Origin of the sequence: Sphaerisporangium corydalis, from assembly GCF_025506355.1 — a bacterium.
GTDB lineage: Bacteria > Actinomycetota > Actinomycetes > Streptosporangiales > Streptosporangiaceae > Sphaerisporangium > Sphaerisporangium corydalis.
This window is the reverse complement of the sequence record NZ_JANZYP010000002.1, coordinates 1-25,846: the sequence shown is the minus strand read 5'-3', so window position 1 is coordinate 25,846 and position 25,846 is coordinate 1. Positions and strand designations below refer to the sequence as shown.

The following is a 25,846-nucleotide window of genomic DNA, read 5'->3' as shown; positions in this document are numbered from 1 at the left end:
AGGACGTGGGCGCGCCACGGCCCGGCGAACGCGAGCGCCGCCAGCAGCCCGGCGCTCGCCGCGATCGTCGCGATCAGCGCGGCCATCGGGTGCGGCAGGTTCCACCACGGGACGAGCTGCGCCAGGAACGTCGACACCGCGACGGCCCCGGCGGCCACGGCGAGGACCTGGGTGGCCGCCAGGACGCGGGCGCCGCCCCACCCTCGGCGGACGGCGAGGGCGGCCAGCCCGTAGAAGATCAGCTGGAGGGCGACGAGCACCGCGAAGAAGGGCGCGCGCACCTCGACCAGGACACGGCTCGCCAGATCGGCGTCGGACAGCTCCCTGACGGCGTCGGAGACCCGTTCGGGGGATGGCCCTCCGGAGGCCCAGGGGCGCCCTACGGCGCCTTCAGGGACCGGGACGCCGAGAGTGTCCAGGACGGTGGTGGTCACGTCCGTGATGGTGACCAGGGCGTCCTGGCGGGTCGAGGTGGCGGTGAGGTGCCCGTGGCGGTACGGCGGCCCGCTCGGGGAGGGGCCCTCGGCGATCGCGACGTGCAGGTGGGAGCGCGCGGAGGCGTCGGACAGGCCCGCGATGAGGGTGGTGGCGCCTGGGGGGACCAGCCGCAGGATCTCGCCGGCCTGGCGGTCGGCGCGGGCAACCGCCTCGGCCCGTGCCTGCCGGGTCAGGTCGGGGGGCGGCGCGGCCGCGCCCGGCTGGGTGATCCAGGCGCGGGCCAGGTCGTCGATGCCGGCCACGACGAGGTCGTACCGGCCGAGATCGCCGAGCCCGCCCACGTTCTCGGCATATTTCGCGATTTTTCCGGATCTGTCGGCGGCGCCGAGGGCGGCACCGGGCCCGGCGGCGGCCACCGTCCCCCCGGCGTCCCGCACGGCCTGGCCGAGCAGGCCGATCGTGGCGCGGTAGGAGGTGGCGGCGTTGAAGGACGCCAGATCGGCCCACCCGGGCACGCTCGCCGAGCCGTCGGGAGCGGCCACGGGGGCGGGGGGAAGGCCGCACTCGCCCGCCGCCGACCCCGCGCGCTGGCCGGCCGAGACCGTCAGCCATCCGGCGACCGGGCAGGTGCTCGCCCGGTCGGGCCGGGGATAGGCACGGATCGACATCGACGCCGACGCGCCCCGGCCCGCCAGCGCCCACAGGTTGGGCGTGCCGGCCTCACTGAGATCGGCCCACTCCAGCCCCGGCACCCCGACCAGCACCACACGCCCGGCGATCGCCCCTCGCCCGGCGGCGCCCGCGCCGCGAACGGCCGGCACCGCTCCCCGCGCCCCGGGTCCGCGCTGCCGGAGTGTCGCCTGGGCGGTGGATTCGCGCGGGGGCGCCGAATACGTCCCGGATCCGCCGTGTCGGAGCGTCACCTGGGCGGCGGATTCGTGCGGGGGCGCCGCACCGTGCCGGAGCGCCGTGACCTCTCGCGGGGCGGGAGCGGTGTGCGAGGCGGCCTGGGCCGGGCCGGTGGGCAGGACGGCCAGCCCGAGCGCCCACACCAGCGCCGCCCACGTCCGGACGGCGTCTCGCATGTCCAACGGGAACCCTCGCTTCCACCCTCCGGCGACCACTTCGCCCTGGAAACCATAGCCAGGACCACGACCCCCGCGTCCCCGCGAAGAGGCGGTAGCCTGCCAGGTCGTGAGTACTGAGCCCGCGCCCTTGCCCGTACGGCGGTGGTGGACGTGGCCGCTGGCCCTGCTGATCATCGGCGCGGCGGCCGTCCCCCTGGTCGCCTACTGGCTGTCCAACCCCCTCGACCAGCGCCTGGTCGACCTGGACGTCTACCGTCTCGGCGGCGAGAGCGTCCTGCGCGGGTTCCCGGTCTACGACGCGTTCACGCCCGCGCCCCAGTTGCTGCCGTTCACCTACCCGCCGATCGCCGCGCTGCTCGCCGTGCCGCTGGCCGCGATGTCCTGGCCGGCGGCCCAGTGGGTGTGGACGATCGGCGTCCTCGCCTCCCTCGCCGTGACGGTCTGGTTCGCCTTCCGCGAGCTGCTCGCCCGGTTCGAGCGCCACCTTCCCGGCCGGCCGGCGTGGGCGGTGCCGGCGCTGTTCGCAGTGCTGACGGTCGCGGGCATGTACCTCATGCCGATCAGGGACCAGGTGCGGTTCGGCCAGGTGGACATCATCCTGGTGATGTTGTGCCTGGTGGACTGTGTCGCGCGCCGGCCGTGGTGGCCGCGCGGCATGCTGATCGGGCTGGCCACGGCGGTCAAGCTCACCCCCGGCGTCTTCCTGATATATCTCCTGATCACCGGCTTCGGGAGGGACGGCCTTCCCGAGCAGCGCAGGACCTTCTCCATCGCGGCCCTCACCACGCTGCTGCTGACCGTCCTGCCGTTCCTGGTGATCCCGCACGACGCCGGCGCCTTCTGGTTCTCCGCCCTGCTCGACTCCGATCGGGTGGGGTCCAACACCTCCACCACCAACCAGTCGATCCGCGGGATGCTGCTGCGCCTCTACCTGCCCGGCTGGCTCACCTCGCTCCTCTGGCTGGCCCTGGTGGCCGCCATCGCCTGGTACGGGTTCCGCCACGCCCGCAGGGCGCTGCGCGACGGCGACCAGATGACGGCCGTGGCGCTGACGGGCCTGATGGCCGTGCTGATCTCGCCGGTCGCCTGGATCCACCACCTGGCCTGGATGATCGTCGTCCTCGCCGCGCTGGCCGGGCACGCCACCGCCACCGCCTCCGCGCGGGGGTGGCGCGAGCTCGCGTGGCTCTGGGTGCCCGCGGGCGTCTGGCTCTACTACGTGCTGCCGATCCCGTGGTGGGGGGTCTCGCTGCGAGCCGCCGAGATCCCGGTACTCAGCCCCGTCGCCGGGCGGATCGTCCAGGACGCGTTCGGGCTCGGGGCCGTCGGCCTGGTGTGGCTGCTGGCCCGTCGCGGGGCCGCGACCCCTGTCGGGCCCGGCTCCAGCGTCAGTCATGGATATCTCGAGTGAGAGGGGCGGACAGGCCGGTAGCCTTGTGATATGCCGAAACTCGCCTATCTCGGACCCGAGGGCACGTTCTGCGAAGCGGCCCTGCGGATCCTCGCGCCGGACGCCGAGCGTCTGCCGTGCGCCAACGTGTCGGCGGCGCTGGACGCCGCGCGGGGCGGCGAGGCCGACGGCGCCGTCGTCCCCCTGGAGAACTCCGTCGAGGGCGCGATCACGGTCACGCTCGACGAGCTGGCCTGGGGCGAGCCGCTCCTGATCAGCGCCGAACTGCTCCTGCCCGTCGAGTTCTCCCTGCTGGTGCGGCCCGGCATCGGCCTGCCGCAGATCAAGCGGGTCTACACCCACCCGGCCGCGATCACCCAGTGCCGCAACTACCTGGCCCGCGAGCTGCCCGACGCCGTGGTGGTCGCCGCGCCGTCGACGGCCGCCGCCGCGCTTGAGGTCTCCATGCCCGGCTCGCCGTACGACGCGGCGATCGGGCCGGCCATCGCGGGCGAGCACTACGGGCTGTTCGAGCTGGCGGCCCGCATGGGCGACCGCGACGACACCGTCACCCGGTTCGTCCGGGTCTCCCGGCCGGGCCCGCTGCCCGAGCCGACCGGTGCCGACCGCACCTCGTTGGTGGCCTTCCTCCGCGACGACCACCCGGGCGCGCTGCTGGAGATGCTGAGCGAGTTCGCGGTGCGCGGGGTCAACCTGACGCGCATCGAGTCGCGGCCGACCGGCGACGGCATCGGGCGCTATTTCTTCCACTTCGACGCCGAGGGTCACGTCGGCGACGCCCGGGTCGGCGAGGCCCTGTCGGGTCTGCGCAGGCTTTCCGACGACGTGCGCTTCCTCGGCAGCTACCCGCGCGCCGACCGGGTCTCTCCGCAGCTCAAGTCCGGTGTGGCCGACCCCGACTTCGCCGAGGCGGCCGGCTGGCTGGCCAGGATCCGCACCGGCCAGGCCTGACAGAGGACAATAGGCGCGCGAGCGCCGGTCGGACATCGGTAGCCTTTACCACGTGATTGACCTGCGTACCCTTCGTGAGGACCCGGACCGGCTACGGGCGTCGCAGCGTGCCCGCGGTGAGGACGACTCCGTCGTCGACACGCTGCTCGACCTGGACGAGCGGCGCAGAAGCGCGCTGAGCGGCTACGAGTCGCTGCGCGCCGAGCAGAAGACCGTCGGCAAGTCGGTGTCCAGGTCCTCCGGCGACGAGCGTGCCGCGCTTCTCGGCCGTGCCAAGGATCTCGCCGCCAACGTGAAGGGCGCCGAGGCCGAGTCGGAGAAGCTGGCCAAGGAGCTCGACGCGCTCCTGGCGGGCGTGCCCAACATCATCGAGGAGGGCGCCCCGGCCGGCGGCGAGGACGACTACGTGGTGCTGGAGGAGGTCGGGGACAAGCCCAGCTTCGACTTCACGCCGCGCGACCACCTCGAACTCGGCGAGATGCTCGGGGCGATCGACACCGAGCGCGGCGCCAAGGTGTCCGGTGCCCGGTTCTTCTTCCTGACCGGCGCGGGCGCGCGGCTGCAGCTCGGCCTGCTCAACATGGCCATGCAGCAGGCGATCGAGGCCGGTTTCGTGCCGATGATCACTCCGGTGCTGCTCAAGCCCGAGGCGATGGCCGGCACGGGCTTCCTCGGGTCCCACTCCTCGGAGGTCTACCGCCTGGAGGCCGACGACCTCTACCTCGTGGGCACCTCCGAGGCCCCCATGGCCGCCTACCATGGCAACGAGATCCTCGACGGCGGGTCGCTGCCGATCCGGTACGCCGGGTGGTCGTCGTGCTTCCGGCGCGAGGCCGGGTCGTACGGCAAGGACACGCGGGGCATCATCCGGGTCCACCAGTTCGACAAGGTCGAGATGTTCTCCTACTGCCGTCCCGAGGACGCGCGCGAGGAGCACGCCCGCCTTCTCGGGTGGGAGAAGGAGATGCTGGCCAAGGCCGAGCTGCCGTACCGGGTGATCGACACCGCGGCGGGCGACCTCGGCACCAGCGCCGCCAGGAAGTTCGACTGCGAGGCGTGGCTGCCGACGCAGAACCGCTACCTGGAGCTCACCTCGACGTCCAACTGCACCGAGTTCCAGGCCCGAAGGCTCGCCGTGCGCTACCGCGACACCGACGAGAAGCCGAGGCACGTCGCCACCCTCAACGGCACCCTGGCGACCACGCGATGGATCGTGGCCATCCTGGAGAACCACCAGCAGGCCGACGGGTCGGTGGTGGTGCCCAAGGCGCTGCGGCCTTATGTCGGACTGGACGTCCTGGAGCCGGTCAAGTAGTCAGGTCCTGACGAAGAGTAAACCGCTATTCCCCTTTGGAAGGGGGCTTACTCTCGCACTGTCTGCTACCTATGTCCGCTTTGTCAGAGTGGTGTGGGCGATATACGACACGAAGGCGGGGTTCGCTTTACGCGAACCCCGCCTTGTGTGTGTCAGTGGTCAGACGGCGCGGACCTGCGACGCCTGCGGACCCTTCTGTCCCTGCGTGACCTCGAACTCGACCCGCTGGCCGTCTTCGAGACTGCGGTAGCCGTTGCCGACGATCTCGGAGAAGTGCACGAAGACATCCGGAGCCTCACCGTCGGGGGCGATGAATCCGTAGCCCTTCTCGGCGTTGAACCACTTGACGGTTCCCTGAGCCATTAAAGCTCTCCCTGCGATTGATCTTGGGGTCCACACCTCGCGAACCCCGGGGTGTGTCGCACAGCTTCCCGGGGCCGCTCAGACAGTCAAGCTGGTTTCGCACATCGGGTTCAGCTAATACAACGCCACCACATCTAACACCATCTGCGGCCCTTTGTTCCCCCTCCTGGCGAGATTCTTTTACTCCCTGGGCTGACGGGGGTCCCGGTTCTCACACAGGGCAAACTAGAGCTTGTTATGGCCAGCCCCAGACTCATCGCCACCGACCTGGACGGCACCGCCCTGCGGTCGGACGGCACCATCTCGCCGCGTACGGCGGCGGCGTTCGCGCTCGTGGAGCAGGCGGGCGCGGTCCTGGTGTTCGTCACCGGCAGGCCGCCGAGGTGGATGGGCAACGTCGCAGGGTCCGTGCGCCACCGAGGACTCGCCATCTGCGCCAACGGCGCACTGGTGTACGACCTGCACGCCGAGCGCATCGTCGAGTCCCACCTCATCGACCCGGCGGTGCTCTCCGAGGCCGTGCGCCGCCTGCGGGAGCGCATCCCGGGGCTCACCTTCTCGGTGGAGTACGAGGGCGGCTTCGCCCACGAGAGCGGGTTCCGGCTCGGCGGCTGGGACCGCGGTGAGGTCCCGGGGCCGCACGTGGGCGCCGCCACGCTGATCTCGCGGCCCTGCGCCAAGCTGCTGGCCTTCCACCGCACCATGAACCCCGACCTGCTCCACCTCCTCGTGGAGGAGGCCGTGGGCGACCTGCTGACCGCCACCCACTCCAGCGGCAGGGCGCTGATCGAGATGAGCGCCCAGGGCGTGACGAAGGCGACCGCGCTCGCCGCGCTCGCCCGGGAGCACCTCATCGGCGCGGAGGAGGTGGTGGCCTTCGGCGACATGCCGAACGACCTGCCGATGCTCGACTGGGCCGGCACGTCGTACGCCGTGGCCAACGCCCACCGGGACGTGCTGGCCGCCGTCACGCACGTGACGGCGGCCAACGACGACGACGGGGTGGCCCAGGTACTGGAGAAGCTGTACGGCTGACAGGGGTGCCGGCCGGAGGGCCTACAGGGGGCGGGCGGGTTACAGGTAGGGGCCGGAGCTGCGCTGGGGCGGGTGCTCGTCCTGGGAGACGCCGCCAGGCAGCGCGCGCCGCATCTGCTCCAGCTGGGCGCGGGCGGCCATCTGCTGGGCGAACAGCGTGGTCTGGATGCCGTGGAACAGGCCCTCCAGCCAGCCGACGAGCTGGGCGTGGGCCACACGGAGCTCCGCGTCGCTCGGCGCGGGACCGTCGTCGCCGCCGCTGAACGGCAGGGACAGCCGCTCCAGCTCGTCCACCAGCTCGGGGGCGAGGCCGTCCTCCAGCTCCTTGATCGAGCTCTGGTGGATGTCCTTGAGGCGCTTGCGGCTCGCCTCGTCGAGAGGGGCGGCGCGTACCTCCTCCAGAAGCTGACGGATCATGCTTCCGATGCGCATCACCTTCGCCGGCTGCTCCACCAGCTCGGCGACCGAACGCTCCTCGTGCTCGCCGCCGGCCCCGTCCACCGTCAGGCCATCGGGACCGACGACCACGATATGGGGGGTGCTCTCCTCAGCATTCATGACATTCAACCTAGCTCACCTGGCCAGCAGGACTTTCCCGATGTGGTCCCCGGATTCGAGGATCCGGTGCGCCCGCGCGGCATCCGCCATCGGGACGACCTCGTGGACGATCGGCAGGACCGCTCCCGCGGCCACCAGAGGCCACACGTTCTCGAGGACGCCGCGCACGATGACGCCCTTGTCCGCCACGGGCCGGTTGCGCAGCCCGGTCGAGATGATCGAGCCACGCCTGGCCATCAGCGCCCCGAGGTCCAGCTCGCCCCTGAGCCCGCCCTGGAGGCCGATGACCACCAGCCGGCCCCCGGTGTTCAGCGCGGAGACGTTCCTGCCGAGGTACTTGGCGCCCATGATGTCGAGGATTACGTCGGCGGTGACCTTCTCGGCGAAGTCCTCCTCGCGATGGTTGATCGCCTCGTCCGCGCCCAGCTCCAGGCAGTACGCGATCTTCTCCGGGGTGCCCGCCGTGACCACCACGCGGGAGCCGAACGCCTTGGCCATCTGGATCGCGCAGGTGCCGATGCCGCTCGCCCCGCCGTGCACGAGGAGCGTCTCCCCGCGCCGCAGCCGCCCGGCCATGAAGACGTTCGACCAGACGGTGCACACGACCTCGGGCAGCCCGGCCGCCTCCGCCAGAGTGACCCCAGAAGGCGCGGGGAGCACCTGCTCCCAGGGGACGGCCACCCTCTCGGCGTACCCTCCGCCGGCCAGCAGCGCGCACACCTCGTCGCCGGGCGCGAAGCCCTCGACGTCCTCGCCCACCTCGGCGACCACGCCCGAACACTCCAGACCGGGAATTTCCGAGACTCCTGGCGGCGGAGGGTACAAACCCTGCCGTTGCATCAGGTCGGCACGGTTGACCCCGGCGGCGGTCACCTCGATCAGCACTTCTCCCCGTGTGGGGCGAGGTTCTGGAACCTCCCGCCACTCCAGTACCTCGGGTCCACCGGGCTCGGAAACCACGATCGCGCGCATGTGACCAAGGTATCCGGGTAGCCAAGTCGGCGGTTGGCCACGTTGGTCGTGATTGCGGGCGGTAATCTTCATTCTATTTGCTGCCCCTTTAGCCCAGTCCCGAGGGGGAACACGGTGGCAAGGCACGATCGTGAGGATCCTCATTCTCTTGAAGAGCAGCTCGCGTGGCTCGACGCCATCAAGGAGACGGAGGAAGCACCCGTCCAGGTGACCGTCACCGCGGACGAGACCGTCGTCTCGCCATATCCCAAGGACCCCTGGGCCATGGTGCCGGCCGACCCGCCGGCGGCCTCGTCGCCGCTGTTCCGCGCCGCGGGGGATCCCCTCCACGGCTCCACCCAGCCCGACGACACGGGCGAGCGCGACCACGGCGACACCGCCGAGGTCCGGCCGTCCGGCGACCGCGACCCGTGGGGCACGCCGTCCGAGCCCCCGGCCAAGCCGGCCGGGCGCGACACGGGCCCGCGCGGCGGCCGCGACACCGGCCCGCTAGGTGGCCGTGACACCGGAAACCTCGGCGGGCGGGACGGCGGCGCGTTCTCCGCGCCGATCAACGCGCCGTCCGAGCCGCTGTCCCGCTCCGGCCTGTCCTCCACGGGCGGCGCCTTCGGCGACCGCGCGCCGTCCGCGGGGTCGGGCGCGTTCGGCGAACGGCCCCCGGCCCCCGGCTCCAGCGCCTTCGGGGAACGGTCCTCAGGACCGGCCACCGGATCCAGCGCCTTCGGGGAACGGTCCTCAGGACCGGCCACCGGATCCAGCGCCTTCGGGGAACGGTCCTCAGGACCGGCCGCGTCAGGCGCGTTCGGGGAACGGTCCTCCGGGTCGGGCGCCTTCGGCGAACGCCCCCCCGCGCCGGGGCTCGGCGCGTTCGGCGAGCGGCCCGCTTCGGGGGCGGGCGCGTTCGGCGAGCGACCCGCCTCGCCGCCCCAGCCGTCCTCCGCCGCGCCGGCCGCCCAGGAGCGGCAGGGGGTCAGCGAGGACACCGACAGCTTCACCTTCGGCTCGCTCACCGAAGAGCCGCCCGGCGGCACGTCCTCCGGATGGATCCCGGCGGGCCCGCTCACCTCCGGCGAGAACGCGCGGAAGCCGCCCAAGGCCGCGGAACCGCCCAAGGAACCGGAGTCCTACGAGCGGTCCGAGCCGTACGAGGAGCCCGAGCCCTTCCGGCAGCCGGAGGCCGAGACCACCGGCGAGCAGCCCGTGCGCGGCTGGCTGGAGGCCGCGCTCCCCGCGGTGGAGACCGCCGAGCCCGAGGCCCCGCAGGAACGTTTCGGCTCCTTCGCCTCCGGTGGCGGCGCCGACACCGACGACGTCGTGGTCCCCCGCGTGGAGCACGTCCTGTACGAGCCGGTGACCGAGAAGGCGGCCCCGCCCGCGCAGCGGCGCCCGTCGCCGAGCCGAAGTCGCCCACCGGCCCGGTCGATCCCCCCGCCTCCGCCGACCCCTTCGGCCCCGGCTCCCTGGGTAAGGGCGGTTCTCCCGCCTCCCGGGGTTCCCTCGGTTCCGCCGCTCCGGCCGCTCCGCCTCGCGCGGCGGTCGCCGCCGCCGGGCCCGCGACCAGGGAGAACGACCCGGCCCCGATCAGGGAAACCGATCCGGCGGCGACCAGGGAGAGCGGCCCGGTGACCCGGGAGGATCCGCTGGAGGAGCGTGAGCCGTACCGGCCGCGCCGCCGCCAGTCCCCCCCGCCGCCCCCGCAGCCCGCGTTCGGCTCGCCTGGACGGCAGGCGGCGGGCGCCAAGGGCACGGCCGGGGTGCGGCAGACCGCCGACAGCCTCGACCCGGTGTCCCTGCTCCGTGGCCGCAGGAACGCTCCCGCGGGCGGCTGGCGCAAGCTCGTGTTCAAGGCCTCCGCCGGGCTCATCAAGCCGGGGGAGTCCCCCGAGGTGCGCCGCCGCCGCGAGCTGCTCACACGGGCCCGTACGCCCGTCGCCACCGGCCACCACCGCGTGGCCGTGCTCAGCCTCAAGGGCGGCGTCGGCAAGACCACGACGACCGTCGGGCTCGGGGCCACGCTGGCGTCGGTGCGCGGCGACCGGGTGATCGCGGTCGACGCCAACCCCGACCGGGGGACGCTGTCGGACAAGGTCGAGCTGGAGACCTCGGCGACCGTGCGCGACCTGCTCAACGAGCGGCAGCAGATCAAGCGGTATGTCGACATCCGGGCGTTCACCTCGCAGGCGCCCTCGCGGCTGGAGATCCTTGCCTCCGACCGCGATCCTTCGGTGTCGGAGGCGTTCAGCGCCGCCGACTACCAGTCGGTCTCGCAGGTCCTGGAGAACTTCTACTCGATCTGCCTCACCGACTGCGGCACCGGCCTGCTGCACTCCGCGATGTCGGGCGTCCTCGGCCTGGCCGACCAGCTCGTGCTGGTCAGCTCACCGTCGGTGGACGGCGCGCGTGCCGCGTCGGCGACCCTCGACTGGCTGGAGGCGCACCACTACGCCGACCTGGTGAAGGCCGCGACGGTGGTGCTGTGCAGTGTGCGCCCGCGTTCGAAGTCGACCGTCGATTTGGACCGGCTGGAGGCGCACTTCGCCGCCCGCTGCCGCGCCGTCATCCGCGTGCCCTACGACCCCCACCTGGAGGAGGGCGCGGAGATCGACCTCGACCGCCTGCTGCCGGCCACCCGGGAGTCCTACCTGCTGCTCGCCGCGTCGGTGGGCGACGGTTTCGGGGGCCCGCAGGCGTGAACCCCCGAAGGGCCCCGGGCGTGGACCGCCGTGGCGGAGGGTGTGGGATTCGAACCCACGAGGCCGTCGCCGACCTGGCCGCTTTCAAGGCGGCTGCACTCGTCCACTATGCGAACCCTCCAGTGCGAGACCAACGATAGCGGTGCCCGGCGGGCGCTCGCGCGCGAGTTCTCATCGGCGTGCGCCCGCCTTCGCGGCCGGACGCGCGCCCGCCCTGGCTACTCGTACGGCTCGGCGGGCGGGGCGATCACGGTAAGGCGCGTGGCCCGCATCTCGGGGGCCGGCGCGCGCTCGTCGGGCGTGGGCACCCACGTGCCCGTGACCGTGACCCAGGTGTCGTCGCGCGGCGCGGGCACCCCGAGCACGGCCACCCTCAGGGGCGACGCGTCGGCGGCGCAGCAGCCGATCCGCATGCGGGTGAGGTACCACCGGCCGCCGTCCGCGCGCACCGCGAAGCCGGTCAGCGTGACCTGGCGGCCCGCGAGGGACGGGCTAGTGCCGCTCCGGGCCCGGCCGATGAACTCGCCGAGCGACATGGCCGGGGGCCCGCCCGCCGGCAGCGCCGCGTACGGCCCGGCCGGCATGGGCCGCGGCGCCGGGTCCAGTCCGGCGGCGTACGAGCCGAGCGCGGGCGGGGCGATCAGGAAGATGATCACCACGGGCAGGCACAGCAGCCAGGCGGCCCTGGGGCCTGACGGGCGTGCGGTTCCCGGGGCGTACGGCCTGCGCCACTCCTGGACCAGGCCGAGGACGCCGAGCGCGAGGACGACCACGCCCGCCGCGACGAGCGGCACCCGGAAGCCGGGCCGGACGTAGTTCACATAGAGGGAGGACAGCGCCGAGACCCGCAGGACCGCCCCGCCGAGCAGCGTCAGGATGATGCTCTGGGTCATGCGGTTCACAGCAGCACCCGTCCCGCGAGCACGCTCACCAGGACGGCCGCCGTGAGCACCGGCGGCACGAACCGCACCGCGTACGCCCGGGCGGGCGCGCCCGCCCGCAGGGCGGTCAGGTCCACCATCGGGCCGGCCACGAGGAAGACGAGCCTGGCCGTCGGCGAGAAGCCCGTGAGCGAGGCGGCCACGAAGGCGTCCGTCTCGGGGCGGAGCGAAAGGACGACCGCGAGCACCGCGAGGACCAGCACCGGCAGCCACGGGATCCCGCTCACCGAGGCGAGCCATGATCGGGGGACCACCACGTTCAGCGTCGCGGCGACCAGGCCGCCGATGACCAGGAACCCGCCGGCGCGCAGGAGGTCGTACCGCATCTCCGACAGGAAAGCGGCCCACCGGGACTCGCCCTCCTCGGCCGCGCGGGCGGGGACGCGCGCCGGGCCGGGCCGGCCGGTCGCCTGCCAGATCCAGCCCGCGAGCACCGAGACGACCAGCGAGGCGGCGAACCGGGCGAGGACCAGGTCCGGGTGGCCGGGGAAGGCGACGGCGGTCGCCACGAGCACGACGGGGTTGACGGCGGGCGAGGCCGGCAGGAACGCGAGCGCCCTCCTGACCGCCGTGCCCGGTACCGGCGCGGCGTACGGCCGTCGCGGCACCTTCGCCCAGAAGGACGGCGGCACGAACGCGGTGATCGCCGAGGACAGCGCCACACCGCACACCAGGAAGGGCACGGCCTGCACGCAGATCGACACGAAGATCGTGGACCAGGTGCGCAGGGCGGGGGCGGTGAGGTGGGGCGACAGCAGTACGTTGCCGAGCAACAGGAAGCCGGCCAGGGCCGCGAACACCCAGAGGAGGACCTGGGCCTCCGGGGCGCGCCGCCCCCAGGTCGGCGGGGGGGCCGAGCTCTCGGGCTCAGGGCTCCAGTCGAGTGTCGTTCGGTCGCTCATAAAGGATTTATGGGTATTTCTGGATATTGACGGGGTCTGGGATGAAAGTCAGTTTTGACGGCCGCCCTGACGGTACACCCGTCCTCTGGGGCGGAGCTGCCCAAGCACCCAACTGGGGCCGGTGTACTCAGCGCCCAGCCCCTCCACCCGCCGTCGCAGCCCCCGGTCGGCGGTCACGACCAGCACCCGCTCCCACGGCCTGGCCCGCCGCAGGTCGCCGACCGTCTCCACGATCGCGTCGTCCCCGCTGCCGGGCGCCTCGACCACGGTCACGGAGCCGGTCCCGTGCACGCCGCGCGCCGCCCCCTCGACCACCAGGACGATCCTCGGGAACCACCTGGCCGGGGCGGGGAACCCCTCCGGAGGGGTCAGGCCCAGCACGGCCCGCTCCTCCACGTCCTCCAGCAGGCGCTTGGCCGCGCCCGCCCGGTCGCGCCACCAGCCGTGCTCGGCCCGCGCGCCGACGATGTTGGCCGCGTCGAGGACGACCACGGACGGCGGGAGGGCCGGCAGGATGGCCGGCCAGGTCTCGGCGAAGCCGGGATGCAGCAGCTTCTCCGCGGAGATCACCTCGGCGGGCAGCCACCGCATGTCGGTGCTCTCGTCGTTGGCCGGTGCCGCGGGGAACAGGGACTCCGCCTCCGCGATCACCGTCTGGAACGACCAGCCGCCGTGGTCGTCGGTGTAGACGCCGAGGACGCGCAGCCCGTCCCCCCGCAGGGCCGCCTCCTCCAGGGCCTCCCGCATCGCGCCCGTCACGGCGTCCTCGTGGCTGTCCAGGGCGCCGCCGGGGAGCCCCCACGTGCCCCCGTGGTGGCTCCAGGACGCCCGCTTCTGCATCAGGACGTGCGGCAGGCCGGTGAGGTCGTAGTGGACGGCCAGCAGCCCCGAGGCCCCGTGCACTCCCCAGTGCCGGTGGCCGCGCTCGCACAACGCCCAGCCGTCGCCGTCCTTCGCCGCCATGTTCCTATCCTGCCTCAACCAGGCCATGGGGATTCGTCCGGTTCGCTACGATCCTCCAGCGATGGACGGATCACTCTCCCCGCTCCGATTGCCCTTCGACACCTTCCGTCTCGTGGGGCGCCTCTTCCTGCCGCTCGCCTTCTTCTACTCCCTCGGCCTGCTGGTCCACGAGGGGGTGATCCTGCTCGCCGTCCGCCTGGCCGAACCCAAAGGATGGCACGCCTACCTGGGGTTCGCCGTCCTCAGCTTCGGGGTGCTGGTCACCCTGACCGCGTATATCGCGATGCTGAACGCGGCGGGCAGGGCCCTGCGCACCGAGGAGATCCAGGCCGCCACCGCCGACGAGCGCGAGCGCGAACTGGTCGACGCGATCGCCCACACCCTGCTGCCCTTCCTGGTGTTCTACAGCGCGTGGGGGCTCTTCAGGGCCGACCTGAGCACCTTCCAGCGGCTGTCGAACGAGCTCAGGCCCGGCATCGACCTGGGCACGATCGACCTGCTGCTGAACCTCTTCGACGTCAACGCCCTGATCGTGGTCGTCACGCTGGTGATCTTCCTGGTCAAGGTCGTGTGCGAGCGGCTGTACCGGGCCAGGGGCAACCGGCTGCTCGGCGTGGCGAACAGCACCTTCGAGTGCATGTGGATGTTCTTCGGCCTCATCTCGCTGGGCAACTGGGTCGGCGACGCCGTCGACTGGCTGACCAGCCGCGTCGTCTGGGCGGAGGCCCTGGACGCGATCGGCTGGGCGCCGCTGGCCGCCGACCTCAAGAAGGGCCTGGAGGTGATCGCCCCCTACCTGCCCGACCTGAAGGACGGCCTGGTCGAGCCGCTGGTGTGGCTCGCCATGGCGGCCGTCGTGTACAGCTCCTCGACGACCGAGGAGGCGCGGCTCATCGAGGGCACCCGGGTCGAGGCGCGCGTCTCCTGGCTCTGGCGGCGGATCCCCGCCCCGGTCCAGACCGCCGCCGAGTTCCTGTCCCGGGGGGTCCGCGACAAGTACGTCCCGCTGGTGAACGGCTTCCGCTTCGTCCTGAGCGGTGGCGCCCTGTTCTACCTGACCTTCTGCCTGGTCTACGCCGCCCTGGAGGCGCTGGCGTCCGTCGCGTTCATCGGCGTCACCCGGCTGATCGGGCCGCACGAGGTCCTGTGGTGGCAGATGTGGGAGGGCGCCGCGGCGTTCCCGGTCAGCCTGCTGCACGAGGTGCTCCGCGTCTGCCTGCTCGCCGTGACCTTCGACCTGGCCCTGCGCCGGGCGTACGCGCGCGGGGCCGCCAGGACGGCGCCCGTGCCCGCCGCGTCCGCCGGGTGAGCCGTGACGGTCCTGTCCTGACGGTCCTGTCCTGGGGCGCGCCTCGTCTATGGGGTGAGCCGCACCGTCCGTGATTCCGGCCCGAGGTGGACCTCGACCTCCAGGCTCGCGAACGCGTCCTCGGGGACGACGTAGACCGTCTGGATCGTCAGCTCCTTGCCCGCCGGAGTGGGGACGATCTTGTAGTCCTGGTCCATCGTCCAGCACGAGCCGGCGTTGCCGTTCCTCGGGGCGAGGTCGCCGCGGAAACTCGACGGCCAGCTCCGCCCGGCCCGGTCCACGACCCGGAACTTGCAGTCGCGCGTACCGGCGGCGAACTTCTTCGCGGCCTGGTCGGTCAGCGGCTTCATCGAGGTGAGGACGATGGCGATCCGTGTGCGCGGCGGCAGCGGGCGGGCGGCCGGGTCGGCGAGCCGCCCCTCGGTGACGCTCTTCAGGCGCCACTCCACCCCGTCGAGCACGGCGGCCCGACCGCCTGCCGCCACGACCCGCCGGCCGCCCTCGCCGGTGAGGGTCTCGTACTTGTCCCGCCACGGCAGCACCCTGGCGGCGATCACGACGGGGACGAGCACCAGCAGCCCGAGCCCATATCCGGCCTTCCTCACCCAGGTCACAGGTTCCGCACCGGCCCGACGGTCACGGTGGGCGGCATCCGCTGGAGGAGCCCGGTCGCGTAGGAGGCGGTCAGGCCGAGGTCCACGTCCGCGGCGGGTCCCAGGAGGTCGAGGCCCTTGACGGAGTGTGTCGTGACGCTGAGGACGGCGCCCGTGAGGCGGTCGGGCGGGATCTCGAAGAGGATCGGGCCGTACGCGGGGATGCCGGGTGAAAGGTCGGTCTTGTCGAGCGTGCCGATCGTCGAGCTGGCCAGGTACTCGGACCCGTCCGCGGTGCGCAGCCGCGCCCCCTGCACCTGGAGGGACGTGGACGCGGCGGCGACGGTGGCCCAGACGACCACCCAGATGCCCGCCGTGGACTTCGGCTCACCCGTGAGGCCGTAGTCGTCGGTGATCCTGACCGCCCCGCCGAGCTCCAGGCGGTCCACACGCAACTGGAAGGCGGCGGTGTCGACCTGCTCGCCCAGCGCGCCCGAGACCGCGATCGGCGCGTACCGCTCGTCCACGCCGGGAGTCGCCCGCCGCACCCCGATGATCGCGGCCAGCAGCACCACGCCCATGACCACGCTCAGGACGGCGCGTCTCACCGGTCCACCTTGAGGTCGTAGATCGCCAGGTCGGGGCCCTCGTACCACTCCGAGAGCTCTGAGCTGAACCCGGCGACGTACTGGTCGTCCCGGAAGGTGACCGTCAGGTCGGTGGGATCGGGAAGCGGCGCGGGAACCGTGTAGACGATCATCACGCGCTCCGAGAGGCCCGGCTGGATCTGGTCGCGGTCGTACCTGCCGTCCCGGATCACGAAGCCGGCGGTCTTGTCCCTGATCCTGTCGATCGTCGAACCGCCGGGCGAGACGGTGAGATAGAGCCTGAACGCCAGGTCGCCGACCTTCGCGGTCTGGTCGCTGACGTTGCGCACCTCCAGTTCGACCGCCAGGAACCGGCCGGCCTTGGCGTCGCCGAACACGGGCGCGGGGTCCTTGGTCGCGTACGTCACCCTGTAGGGCGCTATCGCCAGGCGGTGGCCGGTGGTGGTCTCGCCGAGCCGGCGGTGCGGGATCTCGGCCGCGGCCTCCTTGAGCCCTCCGGCCGGCCACGCCAGCGCCAGCACCGTCGCCACCACGAACGCCACACCGGTGACGACGGCCCACGGCCCCACCGCCCCCCGCCCAGATGAAGGATCCGGAGTGGTCACGGCCACGGATCTTATCCCCCACTCACCCCCAAAAGCCGCAAATTCCAACATCAGGGACGGGCGCCCTACCCGCCGCCCTTGGCGAAGTGCTGGTAGTCCTTGGCGCCGTTGAAGTAGCCGCCCCACTCCCATCCGTACCGGCCGAACAGCTTGACCACGCGGTCGCCGGGGTTGATGACTCCCGGCTTGTGCAGAGGGCGTGTGGTGAACCGGCGGGCGTTCTGGTGGGCGTTGGAGCCGTCGGGCTCGACCCAGGGGTTCTCGCGGGGGTCGAGGTCGACGGCGCGGCCGTAGGAGTGCTTGGACCAGCTGCTGGCGCCGGTGGTCCTGCGGCAGTTGAACGCCGAGGTGTTGTCGGCCTCGATGGAGTCGAAGTCGCTGCCCTGGTAGGCGTCGATCGGCTCCATGCGGGTGATCGGGAACCGCCACTCGTACAGCCGCCCGAACACCGCGACCACGTCGTCGGTGACCGCCCGGTCGACGACCAGCGCCCCCGTGTGGGCCTTCTTGTCGAAGCCCCAGTACGTCATCGTCACCTTCCGCAGGTCGTCCGGGCCGACCGGGCAGCCGGAGTGCCACGAGCGGCCGAGCTGCGCGGCGGAGACCTTGGAGACCTTCGCCGAGAAGTCCGGCGGGCCCGGCGGGGAAGGGGTGGCGGTCGGCGTCCCCGGCGTCTCCGGCGCGGCGGGGGACGGCGGGGCGGCCGTCGCGTCCGGTCCTCTGGAGGGCGCCGCGCTCGGGCCGGGGGACGGCGACGGCGCCGCGGCGCCGCAGGCGGTGATGACGGCCGATACGCAGGCCAGGGCGAGAAGGCCCAGGTGGCGACGCATTCGTATCTCGGACATACGCCAGGGTAAGGCCCCGCCGGTGCCGCTCGTGACGCAATCGTGATGTCGGGCGCGCCGACTCGGCGTGGCAGGGGAATCGGGATCCGTACCCTGGCTTTTACTCGAAAGACCTCGCGCATGTGTTCGAGGGCGCGCTACAGTCTTGGCCATCGGATCGAACAGGGGTTCGGGCCGAGAGGTCCAGGTGAGGGGTGATGTGCCATGGCGTTGCTCTCGCCTCCCGCACAGCGGATGCCCGGCCGGGCGCCCGCCACCCGCCGGTCCGCGACACGCCGTAGCCCTTTCTACGGAAATCTAGGACGGCCGCTATATCCGGTCATAAAGTCCGAGAGCGTGGACCCCGTGCGCAATCCCTACGCCCCCGGTGCGGGGCAGCGCCCTCCGGAGCTCGCCGGGCGCGATCGTGAGCTGCAGCAGTTCGAGATCGTGCTGGAGCGGGTGGCCCGTGGCCGCCCCGAGCGCAGCATGGTCCTGACCGGGCTGCGCGGTGTCGGCAAGACCGTGCTGCTCAACACCTTCAAGTCCATGGCCATGCAGCGGCTGTGGGGCACCGGCAAGATCGAGGCCCGCCCCGAGCAGTCGATCCGCCGACCGGTCGCCGCCGCCCTGCACATGGCGATCCGCGAACTGGCCCCCCGCCACCGCGCGCCCGAGCGCATCGAGGAGTTCCTCGGCGTGCTCAAGGCCTTCGCCATGCGCGATCCCGGCGCGGCCAAGGGCACCTCCCACTGGTCCCCGGCGATCGACGTGCCCGCGGGCAGGGGCCGGGCCGACTCGGGTGACATGGAGATCGACCTCACCGAGCTCTTCGTCGACGCCGCCTCGGTGGCGACCGACCTGGGCGTCGGCGTCGCCCTGTTCATCGACGAGATGCAGGACGTGCAGGCGTCCGACATCTCCGCGCTGTGCGCCGCCTGCCACGAGCTGTCCCAGAGCGGCGGCCCGCTGATCGTGGTCGGTGCCGGCCTGCCCCACCTTCCCAGCGTGCTGAGCGCCAGCAAGAGCTACTCCGAGCGCCTCTTCCGCTACGCGCGCATCGACCGGCTCGACCGGGAGGCCGCCGACCTCGCGCTCATCGCGCCCGCCGAGCGGGAGAAGGTGGAGTTCACCCCGGAGGCCCTCGACGCGCTGTACGAAGCGGCCGACGGCTATCCCTACTTCGTCCAGGCCTACGGCAAGGTCGTCTGGGATCTCGCGCCCGGCAGCCCGATCACGGCCGACGACATACGGGTGGCCTCTCCCGAGGCCGAGGAGGAGCTCGCGGTCGGGTTCTTCGGAAGCCGCTACGAGCGCGCCACCCCCGCCGAGCGCGACTACATGCACGCGATGGCCTCGGTCGGCGACGAGCCCGTGCCGACGTCGGACGTGGCCGAGCTGCTCGGGCGCAAGCCGTCCAGCCTGTCCCCGGCCCGTGACAGCCTCATCAAGAAGGGACTCATCTTCAGCGCCGAGCGCGGCTTCATCGCGTTCACCGTGCCGCACTTCGGAAAGTTCCTCCGGGCGCAGCCGCTGTAGGCCGCTCCGGAGCCCCAAGCCGGACGTGGTGATCACGCCCGTCCCCATTGACCTCTCTACGGCTTTCTAGAGGGGAAGCTAGAGAGCCGTAGAGAGATGAATTCGCCACGCCGTGAGCTCCTGCGGCGCGCGGACACGACCCCCGGGTGCTGGGGTCGTGTCCGCGTGTCCGGATCGGGGAATCTAAGGCTCTCTAGCCTGTGGCCGATAGGCCGATAGATTTCACAAGAGGGTCGCCCGCCGTCTCGGTCTCCACCACGGCGACCCGTACGGCCGGCCGCCGCCCGATGAGGTACACCGCGAAGACGACCTCCGCCCGCGCGCCCGACGCGGTGCGCCCGGAATAGACGAAGAACCGCCAGCACAGCTCCCGCCAGGTGTCCTCCGGCTCGGCGGCGGTGAGCAGCTCGTTGTGCGACCGCCACTCGGCGCTCGACCGCAGCCGGGACAGGATCCGGGACGTGGACACCGGCCGCTGCTCGCACGGCGCGCGGTACCGTACCCGCGCGATCCCCTCCTCCAGCTCGGGCGAGAGGACCATCAGCACGGCCGCGCCCACGGCGACCGCCGCCACCAGCTCCCACGAGAACTCGGACAGCAGGTCGGCCCCCGAGACCGGGACGATCGCGACGACCACCCCCAGACCGGCCAGGACGACGGCCCGCCCGATCGAGCGCAGGCCGACCGGGGCACTGCTCGCCTCGCCGAAGCAGCCGCACCCCACGTCCGGCCGCCGTCGGCGCAGCTCCCACAGGACGTAGGTCGCCACCGAGAAGAACGCGATCGTCCCCCACCGGGGCAGCGGGTTGCTCGTGAAGACCAGACCGGCCGCGAGCACGGCCTCACCGAAGGAGCAGAAGATCATCACGGGCTTGCGCCACCGCTCGGGGACCAGGACCCCCGGGCCGAGACGGGAGAGCCCGCCCGGCTCGGAGTCGGTCCCGGCGGTCGCGAGCTTCGCCGTACCACCGAGAAGCAGCAGGAACACGAGAAGCGCGAGCGCGGCGGTGGCGAGCGTCACGACGTCCATGGTCACCCCAGTCCGACGCGGGCGTTGAAGCAGCCTTTGACCAGGTCCCCGCCGAGCTGGACATAGGAGACCGGGGAGAGCTCAACGATCCGCCCCCGGGGGGAGGTGCCGCACTCGACGCACCGGTCGCAGAACCGCCCGGCGACGCATCCGCACGCGACGATCGGTATCACCCCGGCGCGCCCCTCGCACACGTTGCCCACGTACAGCATCGAACCGATCGCCAGGTAGGGCAGGCCGGTGCACGACACCCCGGCGTCGTCGCATCCCGAATCGGCGCGTTCCAACATCGGATACGCGGCGCCGGTCTCCCCGTCGTCGAAGGCGTCCGACCAGACGGCCGCCCCGGAGATGCGCGACTGCACCCCGCCGTACGCGGGCGGGGGCGGCGGGACCGATCGGGCCCGGTAGGCGGGCTGGGACGTCGCGGGGAGCTGGGCGAACGTCACGCCGTCCAGCCGCGTGCCGATGGCGTCGAAGAGGTAGCCGGGCTGGAGCTGGGGGTGCCGCACCCGGATGCGCCCCGAGGCGCCGTACGGTATGACGACGCTGCGCGTCCCTCGGTGCGGCCCGCAGTCGAGCTCGATGGTCAGGTCCCTGCGCTCCCGGCCCAGGGAGAGGATCACCCCGGTGACGCGGGTGATGTCGCCCCAGAGCCGCTCGGCCACCCGGCCCGACTGGCGGGCGCGGATCGTGACCCGGGAACCGATCGGCAGGCCGGATGGGCCGACCTGCTGCCCCCGCCAGGCCGTGGCCCAGGGCGCGATGACCAGACGCTCCTCGACCCCCTCGGGGTTCTCCACGATGATGAGGTGCGGGCTGATGTCGAGGATCTCGCCGGTGACCCCGGTCAGCTCGGGGCGCTCTTCCTCCTCCGCCTGTGGTGGTACGGCGCTTCGTCCGAGTGCGGCGGACGCCAGTGCATAGCGACGCTCAACTCCCATCGGCCCCTCCCCGGTCGCCGTCGCGAGTCTCCTGTACATCCGCTAGCGTCACACGTTTCGCCGGCCTCCTACGCCACATAGGAGAGAAATTTTCCCCCGGGGGCCGTGCCGGTAGCAAATTACCCACCCCAGGATGAACTACTCGCAGCCCCGGCGGGTCGCCCGACTGTAACGATCTTTGCCGTTGGCGGGACGAAACATGAATTCCGGTTCAGCCGAATCCGGGCGTCCGGCTGCGATTCTGACCACAAGATCCGCACGAATCATTGTCCTTCGTCACGGCATCGGTGATCGCATGAGCGGTAAGGACGACGAGTTCCGCGAGTACGTGGTGGCCCGCGGTCCCGCGCTGCTGCGCGTGGCCTACCAGCTCACCGGTCAGCCCGCCGACGCCGAGGATCTCCTGCAGGCCGCCCTGGCCAAGACCTACCTCGCCTGGGACCGCATCAACGACCGCGCCGCGCTCGACGGGTACGTCCGCCGGGCGATGGTCAACATCAACATCTCGTGGTGGCGGCGCAGGAAGCTGGAGGAGTACCCCTCGGAGGAACTGCCCGAGGCGCCGGTCAGGGACGGCCCCAGCCCCGGCGAGATCCACGAGCTGCTGGAGGACGCCATCAACCGGCTGCCCGCCCGCCAGCGCACCGCGATCGTGCTGCGGTACTACGAGGACATGAGCGAGCCGGAGATCGCCAAGGCCCTCGGGATCAGCATCGGGACGGTGAAGAGCACGGTGTCGCGGGCCATGGCCAAGCTCCGTGGCGACATGGTCCTGGTCGAGCGCCGCCAGGCGGGCATGCAACCGCAACTATGATCTTTCGCTCGCGGTCGGCCCAGGCCCGCGCGTGCCGCGTGCGGCGCCCGCGTCCGGCGCCCGCTCCCGGCTTCGCGGCGGATCCGAACGAGCGCTTGTGTACGGCCCGGCGCCGGGCCAGACTCGGGAAACGGAGGTGGCACGAATGCGCAGCACCATGCCCGAGTTCCCGCTCACCATCACCTCGATCATGCGGCACGGCACCGGCCTGTTCGGAGACCGTGAGGTCGTCACCTACACCGGCGACGGGTACCGCCGCCTGCCGTACCGCGATCTCGCGCACGAGGCCGCGCGGCTGGCGAACGCCCTGCGGGGCCTCGGCGTCGACGGTGACCAGCGGGTCGCCACCTTCGGCTGGAACAACGCCGAGCACCTCACCGCCTACCTCGCCGTGCCGAGCATGGGCGCGGTGCTGCACACGCTGAACATCCGGCTGTTCCCCGAGCAGGTCGTCTACATCGCCAACCACGCCGAGGACGACGTCGTCATCGTCGACGCCTCGCTGGTCCCCCTGCTCGCGCCGATCCTGCCCGAGATGAAGACCGTCCGGCACGTGATCGTCTCCGGCGAGGCCGACACCGGAGCGCTCGTGTCGGCGGGCAAGGACCTGCACGACTACCGCACGCTCCTCGACGGCGCCGACGACGTCTTCGACTGGCCCGACGTGGACGAGCGCGCGGCGGCCGCCATGTGCTACACGAGCGGTACGACCGGCAGCCCCAAGGGCGTCGTCTACAGCCACCGTTCGTCGTACCTGCACTCCATGAGCGTCTGCACGGCGAACGCCATGGGACTGTCGGCCGACGACCGCGTGCTGCCCATCGTGCCGATGTTCCACGCCAACGCGTGGGGCCTGCCGTACGCCGCGCTGATGGCCGGCGCCTCGCTCGTCATGCCGGACAGGTTCCTGCAGGCCGAGCACCTCGCGAGGATCATCGCCGAGGAGCGCCCCACGGTGTCCGGCGCGGTCCCGACGATCTGGGGCGACCTGCTGCGCCACGCCCGGCGGCACGGCGCCGACCTGTCCTCGCTGCGGCTGGTGCCGTGCGGCGGGTCGGCCGTGCCGGAGGCGCTGATGCGCGCGCTTTCTGATGAGTTCGGGGTCCGTGTCGTCCAGGCGTGGGGGATGACCGAGACCTCCCCGCTCGCGACCGTGGCCCACGGCGACTCGTGGGACCGGCGCGTCACCCAGGGCCGGCTGCTGGCCGGAGTCGAGGGCAGGCTCGTCGGCGGGGGCGACACCGTCCTGTCCTGTGACGGGGTCGCGGTGGGCGAGCTGGAGGTCCGCGGATCCTGGGTCACCGCCTCGTACCACCTGGACGAGGACACCTCACGGTTCCACGACGGCTGGCTGCGTACCGGGGACGTGGGGAAGCTCGACGCCGACGGCTACGTCACGCTGACGGACCGCGCCAAGGACGTCATCAAGTCCGGCGGGGAGTGGATCTCGTCGGTGGAGCTGGAGAACGCCCTCATGGGGCATCCCGCCGTGGTCGAGGCCGCGGTCATCGGGGTGCCGGACGAACGCTGGGGCGAGCGTCCGCTGGCGTGCGTGGTGCTCGACGGTACGGCCGGGGTGGCGGAGCTGCGCGAGTTCCTGTCCGCCAAGGTGGCGCGCTGGCAGTTGCCCGAGCGGTGGGCGTTCGTCGAGGCCGTGCCCAAGACGAGCGTGGGGAAGTTCGCGAAGCGCGTGCTGCGCGAGATGCACACCCGAGGCGAGCTCACGATCCTGGAGAGCTGACCGTTCCGGCGGTGGCATCGACGGCGCCCGATTCGACCGCGCCCGGTTCGACGGCGCCCGGTTCGACGGCGCCCGATTCGACCGCGCCCGGTTCGACCGCGCCCGGTTCGACGGCGCCCGGTTCGACCGCGCCTTCGACCGCGCCCGGTTCGACCGCGCCGGCGGTGGCACACGGCCGCACGATGTCACGGATGACGCGCAGCGTGGCCAGGAACTCCTTGAGTTGCTCGGGGGTGAGCAGGCTGATGAACCACGTCTCGATATCCTTGACGTGCTGGGGGACGACGGTCTCCAGCCTGGCCAGGCCGGCGTCGGTCAGCGTGGCGTAGGACGCCCGCCGGTCGCTGGCGCAGGCCACGCGCTCGACCAGGCCGTCGCGCTCCAGCCGGTCGACGACACGGGTCACGCCGCTGGTGGACAGGGACGTCTGGGCCGCCAGGTCGCTCATGCGCAGCCGGCGGGCGGGGGACCGCGCGAGGCGGATGAGGGTTTCGAAGTCGATTTCGGCCAGTCCGGCCGCCGCGAACGCGGGGCGCATCTTGGTCACCAACCCGGCGTGGACCTCGGAGATCAGGCCCATCGCGGTGAGGCTCGGGTCATCAGATGGGATCACGTCCATAGTCTAGACGACGTTAGTTGACGAGAGGAATATTCCTCGTGTAGACATCTGTTGGAGCAGACATCCGCACGGCAACTACTTCCTTCACGGAGATGGATTCAATGAGCACTCGCGCCTGGGAAGGCATCGCGATCCCCGAGCCCGGCACCTTCGATCTGGATGCCGCGCACACGCGTCTGGGCTTTTCCGCGAAGCACATGATGGTGAGCAAGGTCCGGGGCCGTTTCGGCGAGTTCGCCGGCAGCGTCACGATCGCCGAGAACCCGCTCGAGTCGTCGGCCGAGCTCACCATCCACACCGCCAGCATCGACACCGACAGCGCGGACCGTGACACCCACCTGCGCAGCGACGACTTCCTGTCGGTGGACAAGTTCCCCTCGATCACCTTCCAGAGCACGCGCGTCGTCAGCCACTCCGGCGAGGACCTCGTCGTCGCCGGTGACCTCACGATCCGTGACGTCACCAAGGAGGTCACCCTCAAGGTCGAGTACGGCGGCGCCGGCACCAACCCGTGGGGCCTGGAGCTCTTCGGCTTCTCCATCGAGACGGAGATCGAGCGCGAGGAGTTCGGCCTGACCTGGAACGTCGCCCTGGAGACCGGCGGCGTCCTGGTAGGCAAGAAGGTCAAGATCGAGATCGAAGGCGAAGCCACCCGCCGCGCCTGACCCACCCTTCCCACACGCCGACTCCACGGCCCGCGTGCTCGATCCATCGTTCACACGCTGTGTCCACAGCCTGTGGATACAGCGTGTGGGAAACTCTCCGCCGGTCGGCACCACACAGACCGGAGGAGACCCGAGTCCGGTCTGACCAGCGGGTTCGCCGGTGAGACCCACCTGCGCCCCTGGTCAGACCTGACCGGGTTTCCAGAACAGCCAGGGGACAAACCACCCCTTCCCTGACATGTTCGGTCGGCACGGCGAATCCACTTTGCCGCCCAGCATCAAGGCCGGTACTCTGTGCTGAGCCAGTCGGTCTGCCAGTGACCCGACGGGGCTACCAGGAGGCTTCGCCTAGTCAGGTCTATGGCGCCGCACTGCTAATGCGGTTTGGGTCTACAGCCCATCCGGGGTTCAAATCCCCGAGCCTCCGCACTTCAGAGGCCCTCTCCCCTTCCGGGAGAGGGCCTTTTTGTGTCCTGAAGTACCGCCGGTACGAGCAGGCGCCGCGCCTGGGCCGGAACCTGTGGCTGGATGCCCGGTCCGTGGCGTACATGGTGGAGCGGGCCGCCTCGGCGATGGCGCGCCCGCTGGGCGACCGGCGGTGGGAGCGGGCGCTGCCGATCCTGGACCAGGGCGACCTCGGCTCGTGCACGGGGAACGCTGCGGCGGGGGCGCTCGGCACGGCGCCGTACTGGGAGGTGGCCGGCCGATTCCGCTGAGTTCGTCAGAGGAGGCCAGGTTGCGAGCCAAGGATGTCCTTGATTCATGCTGTATCGCCTCGCCAAGTAGGCGCTGGCTAGCTGTACTGCCCTGTGAGGTTGGGTACGCGGCTGGCGGGTGGTTGGCCGTTGAGTGCGGTGTGGCCGCGGTGGTGATTGTAGGTGTGGAGCCAGCTGGGGAGTGCTTGGCGGCGTTCGGTCTCGGACTG

At 71.7% G+C, this 25,846-nt stretch carries 25 protein-coding genes, 2 tRNA genes and 2 pseudogenes; 14 read left to right on the top strand and 15 right to left on the bottom strand.

Annotated features, from left to right (window positions below):
* Nucleotides 1-1,632 precede the first annotated feature (1,632 nt).
* Genes NYZ98_RS01640 through serS form a run of 3 tightly spaced genes read left to right on the top strand, consistent with a single transcriptional unit; the run spans nt 1,633 to nt 5,203 of the window.
* Entirely contained in the window at nt 1,633-2,937 is a 1,305-nt protein-coding gene (locus tag NYZ98_RS01640) for a glycosyltransferase 87 family protein (protein ID WP_262840626.1), read from the top strand.
* 30 nt (nt 2,938-2,967) lie between these two features.
* Nucleotides 2,968-3,888, top strand: a complete 921-nt coding sequence (pheA, locus tag NYZ98_RS01635) for a prephenate dehydratase (RefSeq protein ID WP_262840625.1) — start codon at nt 2,968-2,970, stop codon at nt 3,886-3,888.
* 52 nt (nt 3,889-3,940) lie between these two features.
* Complete coding sequence (gene serS, locus NYZ98_RS01630) at nt 3,941-5,203, top strand: serine--tRNA ligase (RefSeq protein WP_262840624.1); 1,263 nt, start codon at nt 3,941-3,943, stop codon at nt 5,201-5,203.
* A gap of 159 nt (nt 5,204-5,362) precedes the next feature.
* Here the strand turns inward: serS and NYZ98_RS01625 are convergent, their stop codons facing one another.
* The gene (locus NYZ98_RS01625; RefSeq protein ID WP_262840623.1) at nt 5,363-5,566 is read right to left on the bottom strand and encodes a cold-shock protein; all 204 of its coding nucleotides are present in this window, start codon (nt 5,564-5,566) and stop codon (nt 5,363-5,365) included.
* 237 nt (nt 5,567-5,803) lie between these two features.
* On the opposite strand from NYZ98_RS01625, the gene NYZ98_RS01620 reads away from it, so the two are divergent.
* Nucleotides 5,804-6,601, top strand: a complete 798-nt coding sequence (locus NYZ98_RS01620) for an HAD family hydrolase (RefSeq protein WP_262840622.1) — start codon at nt 5,804-5,806, stop codon at nt 6,599-6,601.
* A gap of 39 nt (nt 6,602-6,640) precedes the next feature.
* On the opposite strand, the gene NYZ98_RS01615 is transcribed toward NYZ98_RS01620, so the two are convergent.
* Nucleotides 6,641-7,159 (bottom strand): bacterial proteasome activator family protein, encoded by a 519-nt coding sequence (locus NYZ98_RS01615; RefSeq protein WP_262840621.1) that lies wholly within the window; start codon nt 7,157-7,159, stop codon nt 6,641-6,643.
* A gap of 15 nt (nt 7,160-7,174) precedes the next feature.
* A complete protein-coding gene (locus NYZ98_RS01610; protein ID WP_262840620.1) occupies nt 7,175-8,131 on the bottom strand; it encodes an NAD(P)H-quinone oxidoreductase in 957 nt (318 codons plus the stop codon).
* Between the two features lie 114 nt (nt 8,132-8,245).
* Between NYZ98_RS01610 and NYZ98_RS01605 the strand changes: the two genes are divergently transcribed.
* A complete protein-coding gene (locus NYZ98_RS01605; protein WP_262840619.1) occupies nt 8,246-9,757 on the top strand; it encodes a hypothetical protein in 1,512 nt (503 codons plus the stop codon).
* On the top strand, nt 9,754-10,824 hold the full coding sequence (locus NYZ98_RS01600; RefSeq protein ID WP_262840618.1) for a MinD/ParA family ATP-binding protein: 1,071 nt from the start codon (nt 9,754-9,756) through the stop codon (nt 10,822-10,824). Before NYZ98_RS01605 ends, NYZ98_RS01600 begins: the two co-directional genes overlap by 4 nt.
* A 31-nt stretch (nt 10,825-10,855) precedes the next feature.
* Here the strand turns inward: NYZ98_RS01600 and NYZ98_RS01595 are convergent.
* The 4 genes from NYZ98_RS01595 to NYZ98_RS01580 form a co-directional block, all read right to left on the bottom strand.
* Nucleotides 10,856-10,945, bottom strand: a tRNA-Ser gene (locus NYZ98_RS01595).
* A gap of 97 nt (nt 10,946-11,042) precedes the next feature.
* Complete coding sequence (locus NYZ98_RS01590; RefSeq protein WP_262840617.1) at nt 11,043-11,717, bottom strand: TIGR03943 family putative permease subunit; 675 nt, start codon at nt 11,715-11,717, stop codon at nt 11,043-11,045.
* Between the two features lie 5 nt (nt 11,718-11,722).
* Nucleotides 11,723-12,667: a permease gene (locus tag NYZ98_RS01585; RefSeq protein ID WP_262840616.1), complete on the bottom strand. Its 945-nt coding sequence runs from the start codon at nt 12,665-12,667 to the stop codon at nt 11,723-11,725.
* 48 nt (nt 12,668-12,715) lie between these two features.
* On the bottom strand, nt 12,716-13,630 hold the full coding sequence (locus NYZ98_RS01580; RefSeq protein ID WP_262840615.1) for an NUDIX hydrolase: 915 nt from the start codon (nt 13,628-13,630) through the stop codon (nt 12,716-12,718).
* 61 nt (nt 13,631-13,691) lie between these two features.
* Between NYZ98_RS01580 and NYZ98_RS01575 the strand changes: the two genes are divergently transcribed.
* Complete coding sequence (locus NYZ98_RS01575) at nt 13,692-14,939, top strand: hypothetical protein (protein WP_262840614.1); 1,248 nt, start codon at nt 13,692-13,694, stop codon at nt 14,937-14,939.
* Nucleotides 14,940-14,986: 47 nt separating this feature from the next.
* On the opposite strand, the gene NYZ98_RS01570 is transcribed toward NYZ98_RS01575, so the two are convergent.
* The 4 genes from NYZ98_RS01570 to NYZ98_RS01555 form a co-directional block, all read right to left on the bottom strand.
* Entirely contained in the window at nt 14,987-15,553 is a 567-nt protein-coding gene (locus tag NYZ98_RS01570) for a hypothetical protein (RefSeq protein WP_262840613.1), read from the bottom strand.
* Nucleotides 15,550-16,140: a hypothetical protein gene (locus NYZ98_RS01565; RefSeq protein ID WP_262840612.1), complete on the bottom strand. Its 591-nt coding sequence runs from the start codon at nt 16,138-16,140 to the stop codon at nt 15,550-15,552. Before NYZ98_RS01565 ends, NYZ98_RS01570 begins: the two co-directional genes overlap by 4 nt.
* Entirely contained in the window at nt 16,137-16,745 is a 609-nt protein-coding gene (locus tag NYZ98_RS01560) for a DUF4352 domain-containing protein (RefSeq protein WP_262840611.1), read from the bottom strand. Before NYZ98_RS01560 ends, NYZ98_RS01565 begins: the two co-directional genes overlap by 4 nt.
* Before the next feature lie 65 nt (nt 16,746-16,810).
* Nucleotides 16,811-17,590 carry a M15 family metallopeptidase gene (locus NYZ98_RS01555; protein ID WP_262840610.1) on the bottom strand — a complete coding sequence of 260 codons (780 nt, stop codon included), beginning with the start codon at nt 17,588-17,590 and terminating at the stop codon, nt 16,811-16,813.
* 345 nt (nt 17,591-17,935) lie between these two features.
* Here NYZ98_RS01555 and NYZ98_RS01550 point away from each other — a divergent pair, with 345 nt between their 5' ends.
* Nucleotides 17,936-19,108: an AAA family ATPase gene (locus NYZ98_RS01550; RefSeq protein ID WP_456115245.1), complete on the top strand. Its 1,173-nt coding sequence runs from the start codon at nt 17,936-17,938 to the stop codon at nt 19,106-19,108.
* A 193-nt stretch (nt 19,109-19,301) separates the two neighbouring features.
* On the opposite strand, the gene NYZ98_RS01545 is transcribed toward NYZ98_RS01550, so the two are convergent.
* Nucleotides 19,302-20,138 (bottom strand): MauE/DoxX family redox-associated membrane protein, encoded by an 837-nt coding sequence (locus NYZ98_RS01545; RefSeq protein ID WP_262840608.1) that lies wholly within the window; start codon nt 20,136-20,138, stop codon nt 19,302-19,304.
* A gap of 2 nt (nt 20,139-20,140) precedes the next feature.
* Nucleotides 20,141-21,082, bottom strand: coding sequence for a hypothetical protein (locus NYZ98_RS01540; protein WP_262840607.1), 942 nt, complete (start codon nt 21,080-21,082; stop codon nt 20,141-20,143).
* 295 nt (nt 21,083-21,377) lie between these two features.
* Here NYZ98_RS01540 and NYZ98_RS01535 point away from each other — a divergent pair, with 295 nt between their 5' ends.
* The 3 genes and pseudogenes from NYZ98_RS01535 to NYZ98_RS41465 all read left to right on the top strand — a co-directional run.
* Nucleotides 21,378-21,896 (top strand): SigE family RNA polymerase sigma factor, encoded by a 519-nt coding sequence (locus NYZ98_RS01535; RefSeq protein ID WP_262840606.1) that lies wholly within the window; start codon nt 21,378-21,380, stop codon nt 21,894-21,896.
* A 145-nt stretch (nt 21,897-22,041) separates the two neighbouring features.
* Nucleotides 22,042-23,637, top strand: coding sequence for a long-chain fatty acid--CoA ligase (locus NYZ98_RS01530; RefSeq protein ID WP_262840605.1), 1,596 nt, complete (start codon nt 22,042-22,044; stop codon nt 23,635-23,637).
* 16 nt (nt 23,638-23,653) lie between these two features.
* Nucleotides 23,654-23,719 (top strand): annotated as a pseudogene (locus NYZ98_RS41465) (pentapeptide repeat-containing protein); the annotation flags it as partial.
* Between the two features lie 234 nt (nt 23,720-23,953).
* Here NYZ98_RS41465 and NYZ98_RS41460 read toward each other — a convergent pair.
* Nucleotides 23,954-24,175: pseudogene (locus NYZ98_RS41460) on the bottom strand (MarR family winged helix-turn-helix transcriptional regulator); the annotation flags it as partial.
* Nucleotides 24,176-24,357: 182 nt separating this feature from the next.
* Between NYZ98_RS41460 and NYZ98_RS01520 the strand changes: the two are divergent.
* From NYZ98_RS01520 to NYZ98_RS01510, 3 genes are all read left to right on the top strand, one after another.
* The gene (locus NYZ98_RS01520) at nt 24,358-24,921 is read left to right on the top strand and encodes a YceI family protein (protein WP_262840603.1); all 564 of its coding nucleotides are present in this window, start codon (nt 24,358-24,360) and stop codon (nt 24,919-24,921) included.
* A gap of 337 nt (nt 24,922-25,258) precedes the next feature.
* Nucleotides 25,259-25,348 (top strand) — tRNA-Ser (locus tag NYZ98_RS01515).
* A gap of 112 nt (nt 25,349-25,460) precedes the next feature.
* Nucleotides 25,461-25,637: a hypothetical protein gene (locus NYZ98_RS01510; RefSeq protein ID WP_262840602.1), complete on the top strand. Its 177-nt coding sequence runs from the start codon at nt 25,461-25,463 to the stop codon at nt 25,635-25,637.
* A gap of 77 nt (nt 25,638-25,714) precedes the next feature.
* Here the strand turns inward: NYZ98_RS01510 and NYZ98_RS01505 are convergent.
* Nucleotides 25,715-25,846, bottom strand: a 132-nt coding sequence (locus tag NYZ98_RS01505; RefSeq protein WP_262840876.1) for an integrase core domain-containing protein, incomplete at its 5' end; no start/stop codon positions are given.

What these genes read in the sequence shown, in the direction of transcription:
- NYZ98_RS01590 (WP_262840617.1), bottom strand. Translation starts at nt 11,717, where the DNA reads ATGACCCAGAGCATCATCCTGACGCTGCTCGGCGGGGCGGTCCTGCGG.
- NYZ98_RS01535 (WP_262840606.1), top strand. Translation starts at nt 21,378, where the DNA reads ATGAGCGGTAAGGACGACGAGTTCCGCGAGTACGTGGTGGCCCGCGGT.
- pheA (WP_262840625.1), top strand. Translation starts at nt 2,968, where the DNA reads ATGCCGAAACTCGCCTATCTCGGACCCGAGGGCACGTTCTGCGAAGCG.
- NYZ98_RS01580 (WP_262840615.1), bottom strand. Translation starts at nt 13,630, where the DNA reads ATGGCGGCGAAGGACGGCGACGGCTGGGCGTTGTGCGAGCGCGGCCAC.
- NYZ98_RS01540 (WP_262840607.1), bottom strand. Translation starts at nt 21,082, where the DNA reads ATGGGAGTTGAGCGTCGCTATGCACTGGCGTCCGCCGCACTCGGACGA.
- NYZ98_RS01575 (WP_262840614.1), top strand. Translation starts at nt 13,692, where the DNA reads ATGGACGGATCACTCTCCCCGCTCCGATTGCCCTTCGACACCTTCCGT.
- NYZ98_RS01555 (WP_262840610.1), bottom strand. Translation starts at nt 17,590, where the DNA reads ATGTCCGAGATACGAATGCGTCGCCACCTGGGCCTTCTCGCCCTGGCC.
- NYZ98_RS01585 (WP_262840616.1), bottom strand. Translation starts at nt 12,667, where the DNA reads ATGAGCGACCGAACGACACTCGACTGGAGCCCTGAGCCCGAGAGCTCG.
- NYZ98_RS01620 (WP_262840622.1), top strand. Translation starts at nt 5,804, where the DNA reads ATGGCCAGCCCCAGACTCATCGCCACCGACCTGGACGGCACCGCCCTG.
- NYZ98_RS01530 (WP_262840605.1), top strand. Translation starts at nt 22,042, where the DNA reads ATGCGCAGCACCATGCCCGAGTTCCCGCTCACCATCACCTCGATCATG.
- NYZ98_RS01545 (WP_262840608.1), bottom strand. Translation starts at nt 20,138, where the DNA reads ATGGACGTCGTGACGCTCGCCACCGCCGCGCTCGCGCTTCTCGTGTTC.
- NYZ98_RS01625 (WP_262840623.1), bottom strand. Translation starts at nt 5,566, where the DNA reads ATGGCTCAGGGAACCGTCAAGTGGTTCAACGCCGAGAAGGGCTACGGA.
- NYZ98_RS01520 (WP_262840603.1), top strand. Translation starts at nt 24,358, where the DNA reads ATGAGCACTCGCGCCTGGGAAGGCATCGCGATCCCCGAGCCCGGCACC.
- NYZ98_RS01615 (WP_262840621.1), bottom strand. Translation starts at nt 7,159, where the DNA reads ATGAATGCTGAGGAGAGCACCCCCCATATCGTGGTCGTCGGTCCCGAT.
- NYZ98_RS01610 (WP_262840620.1), bottom strand. Translation starts at nt 8,131, where the DNA reads ATGCGCGCGATCGTGGTTTCCGAGCCCGGTGGACCCGAGGTACTGGAG.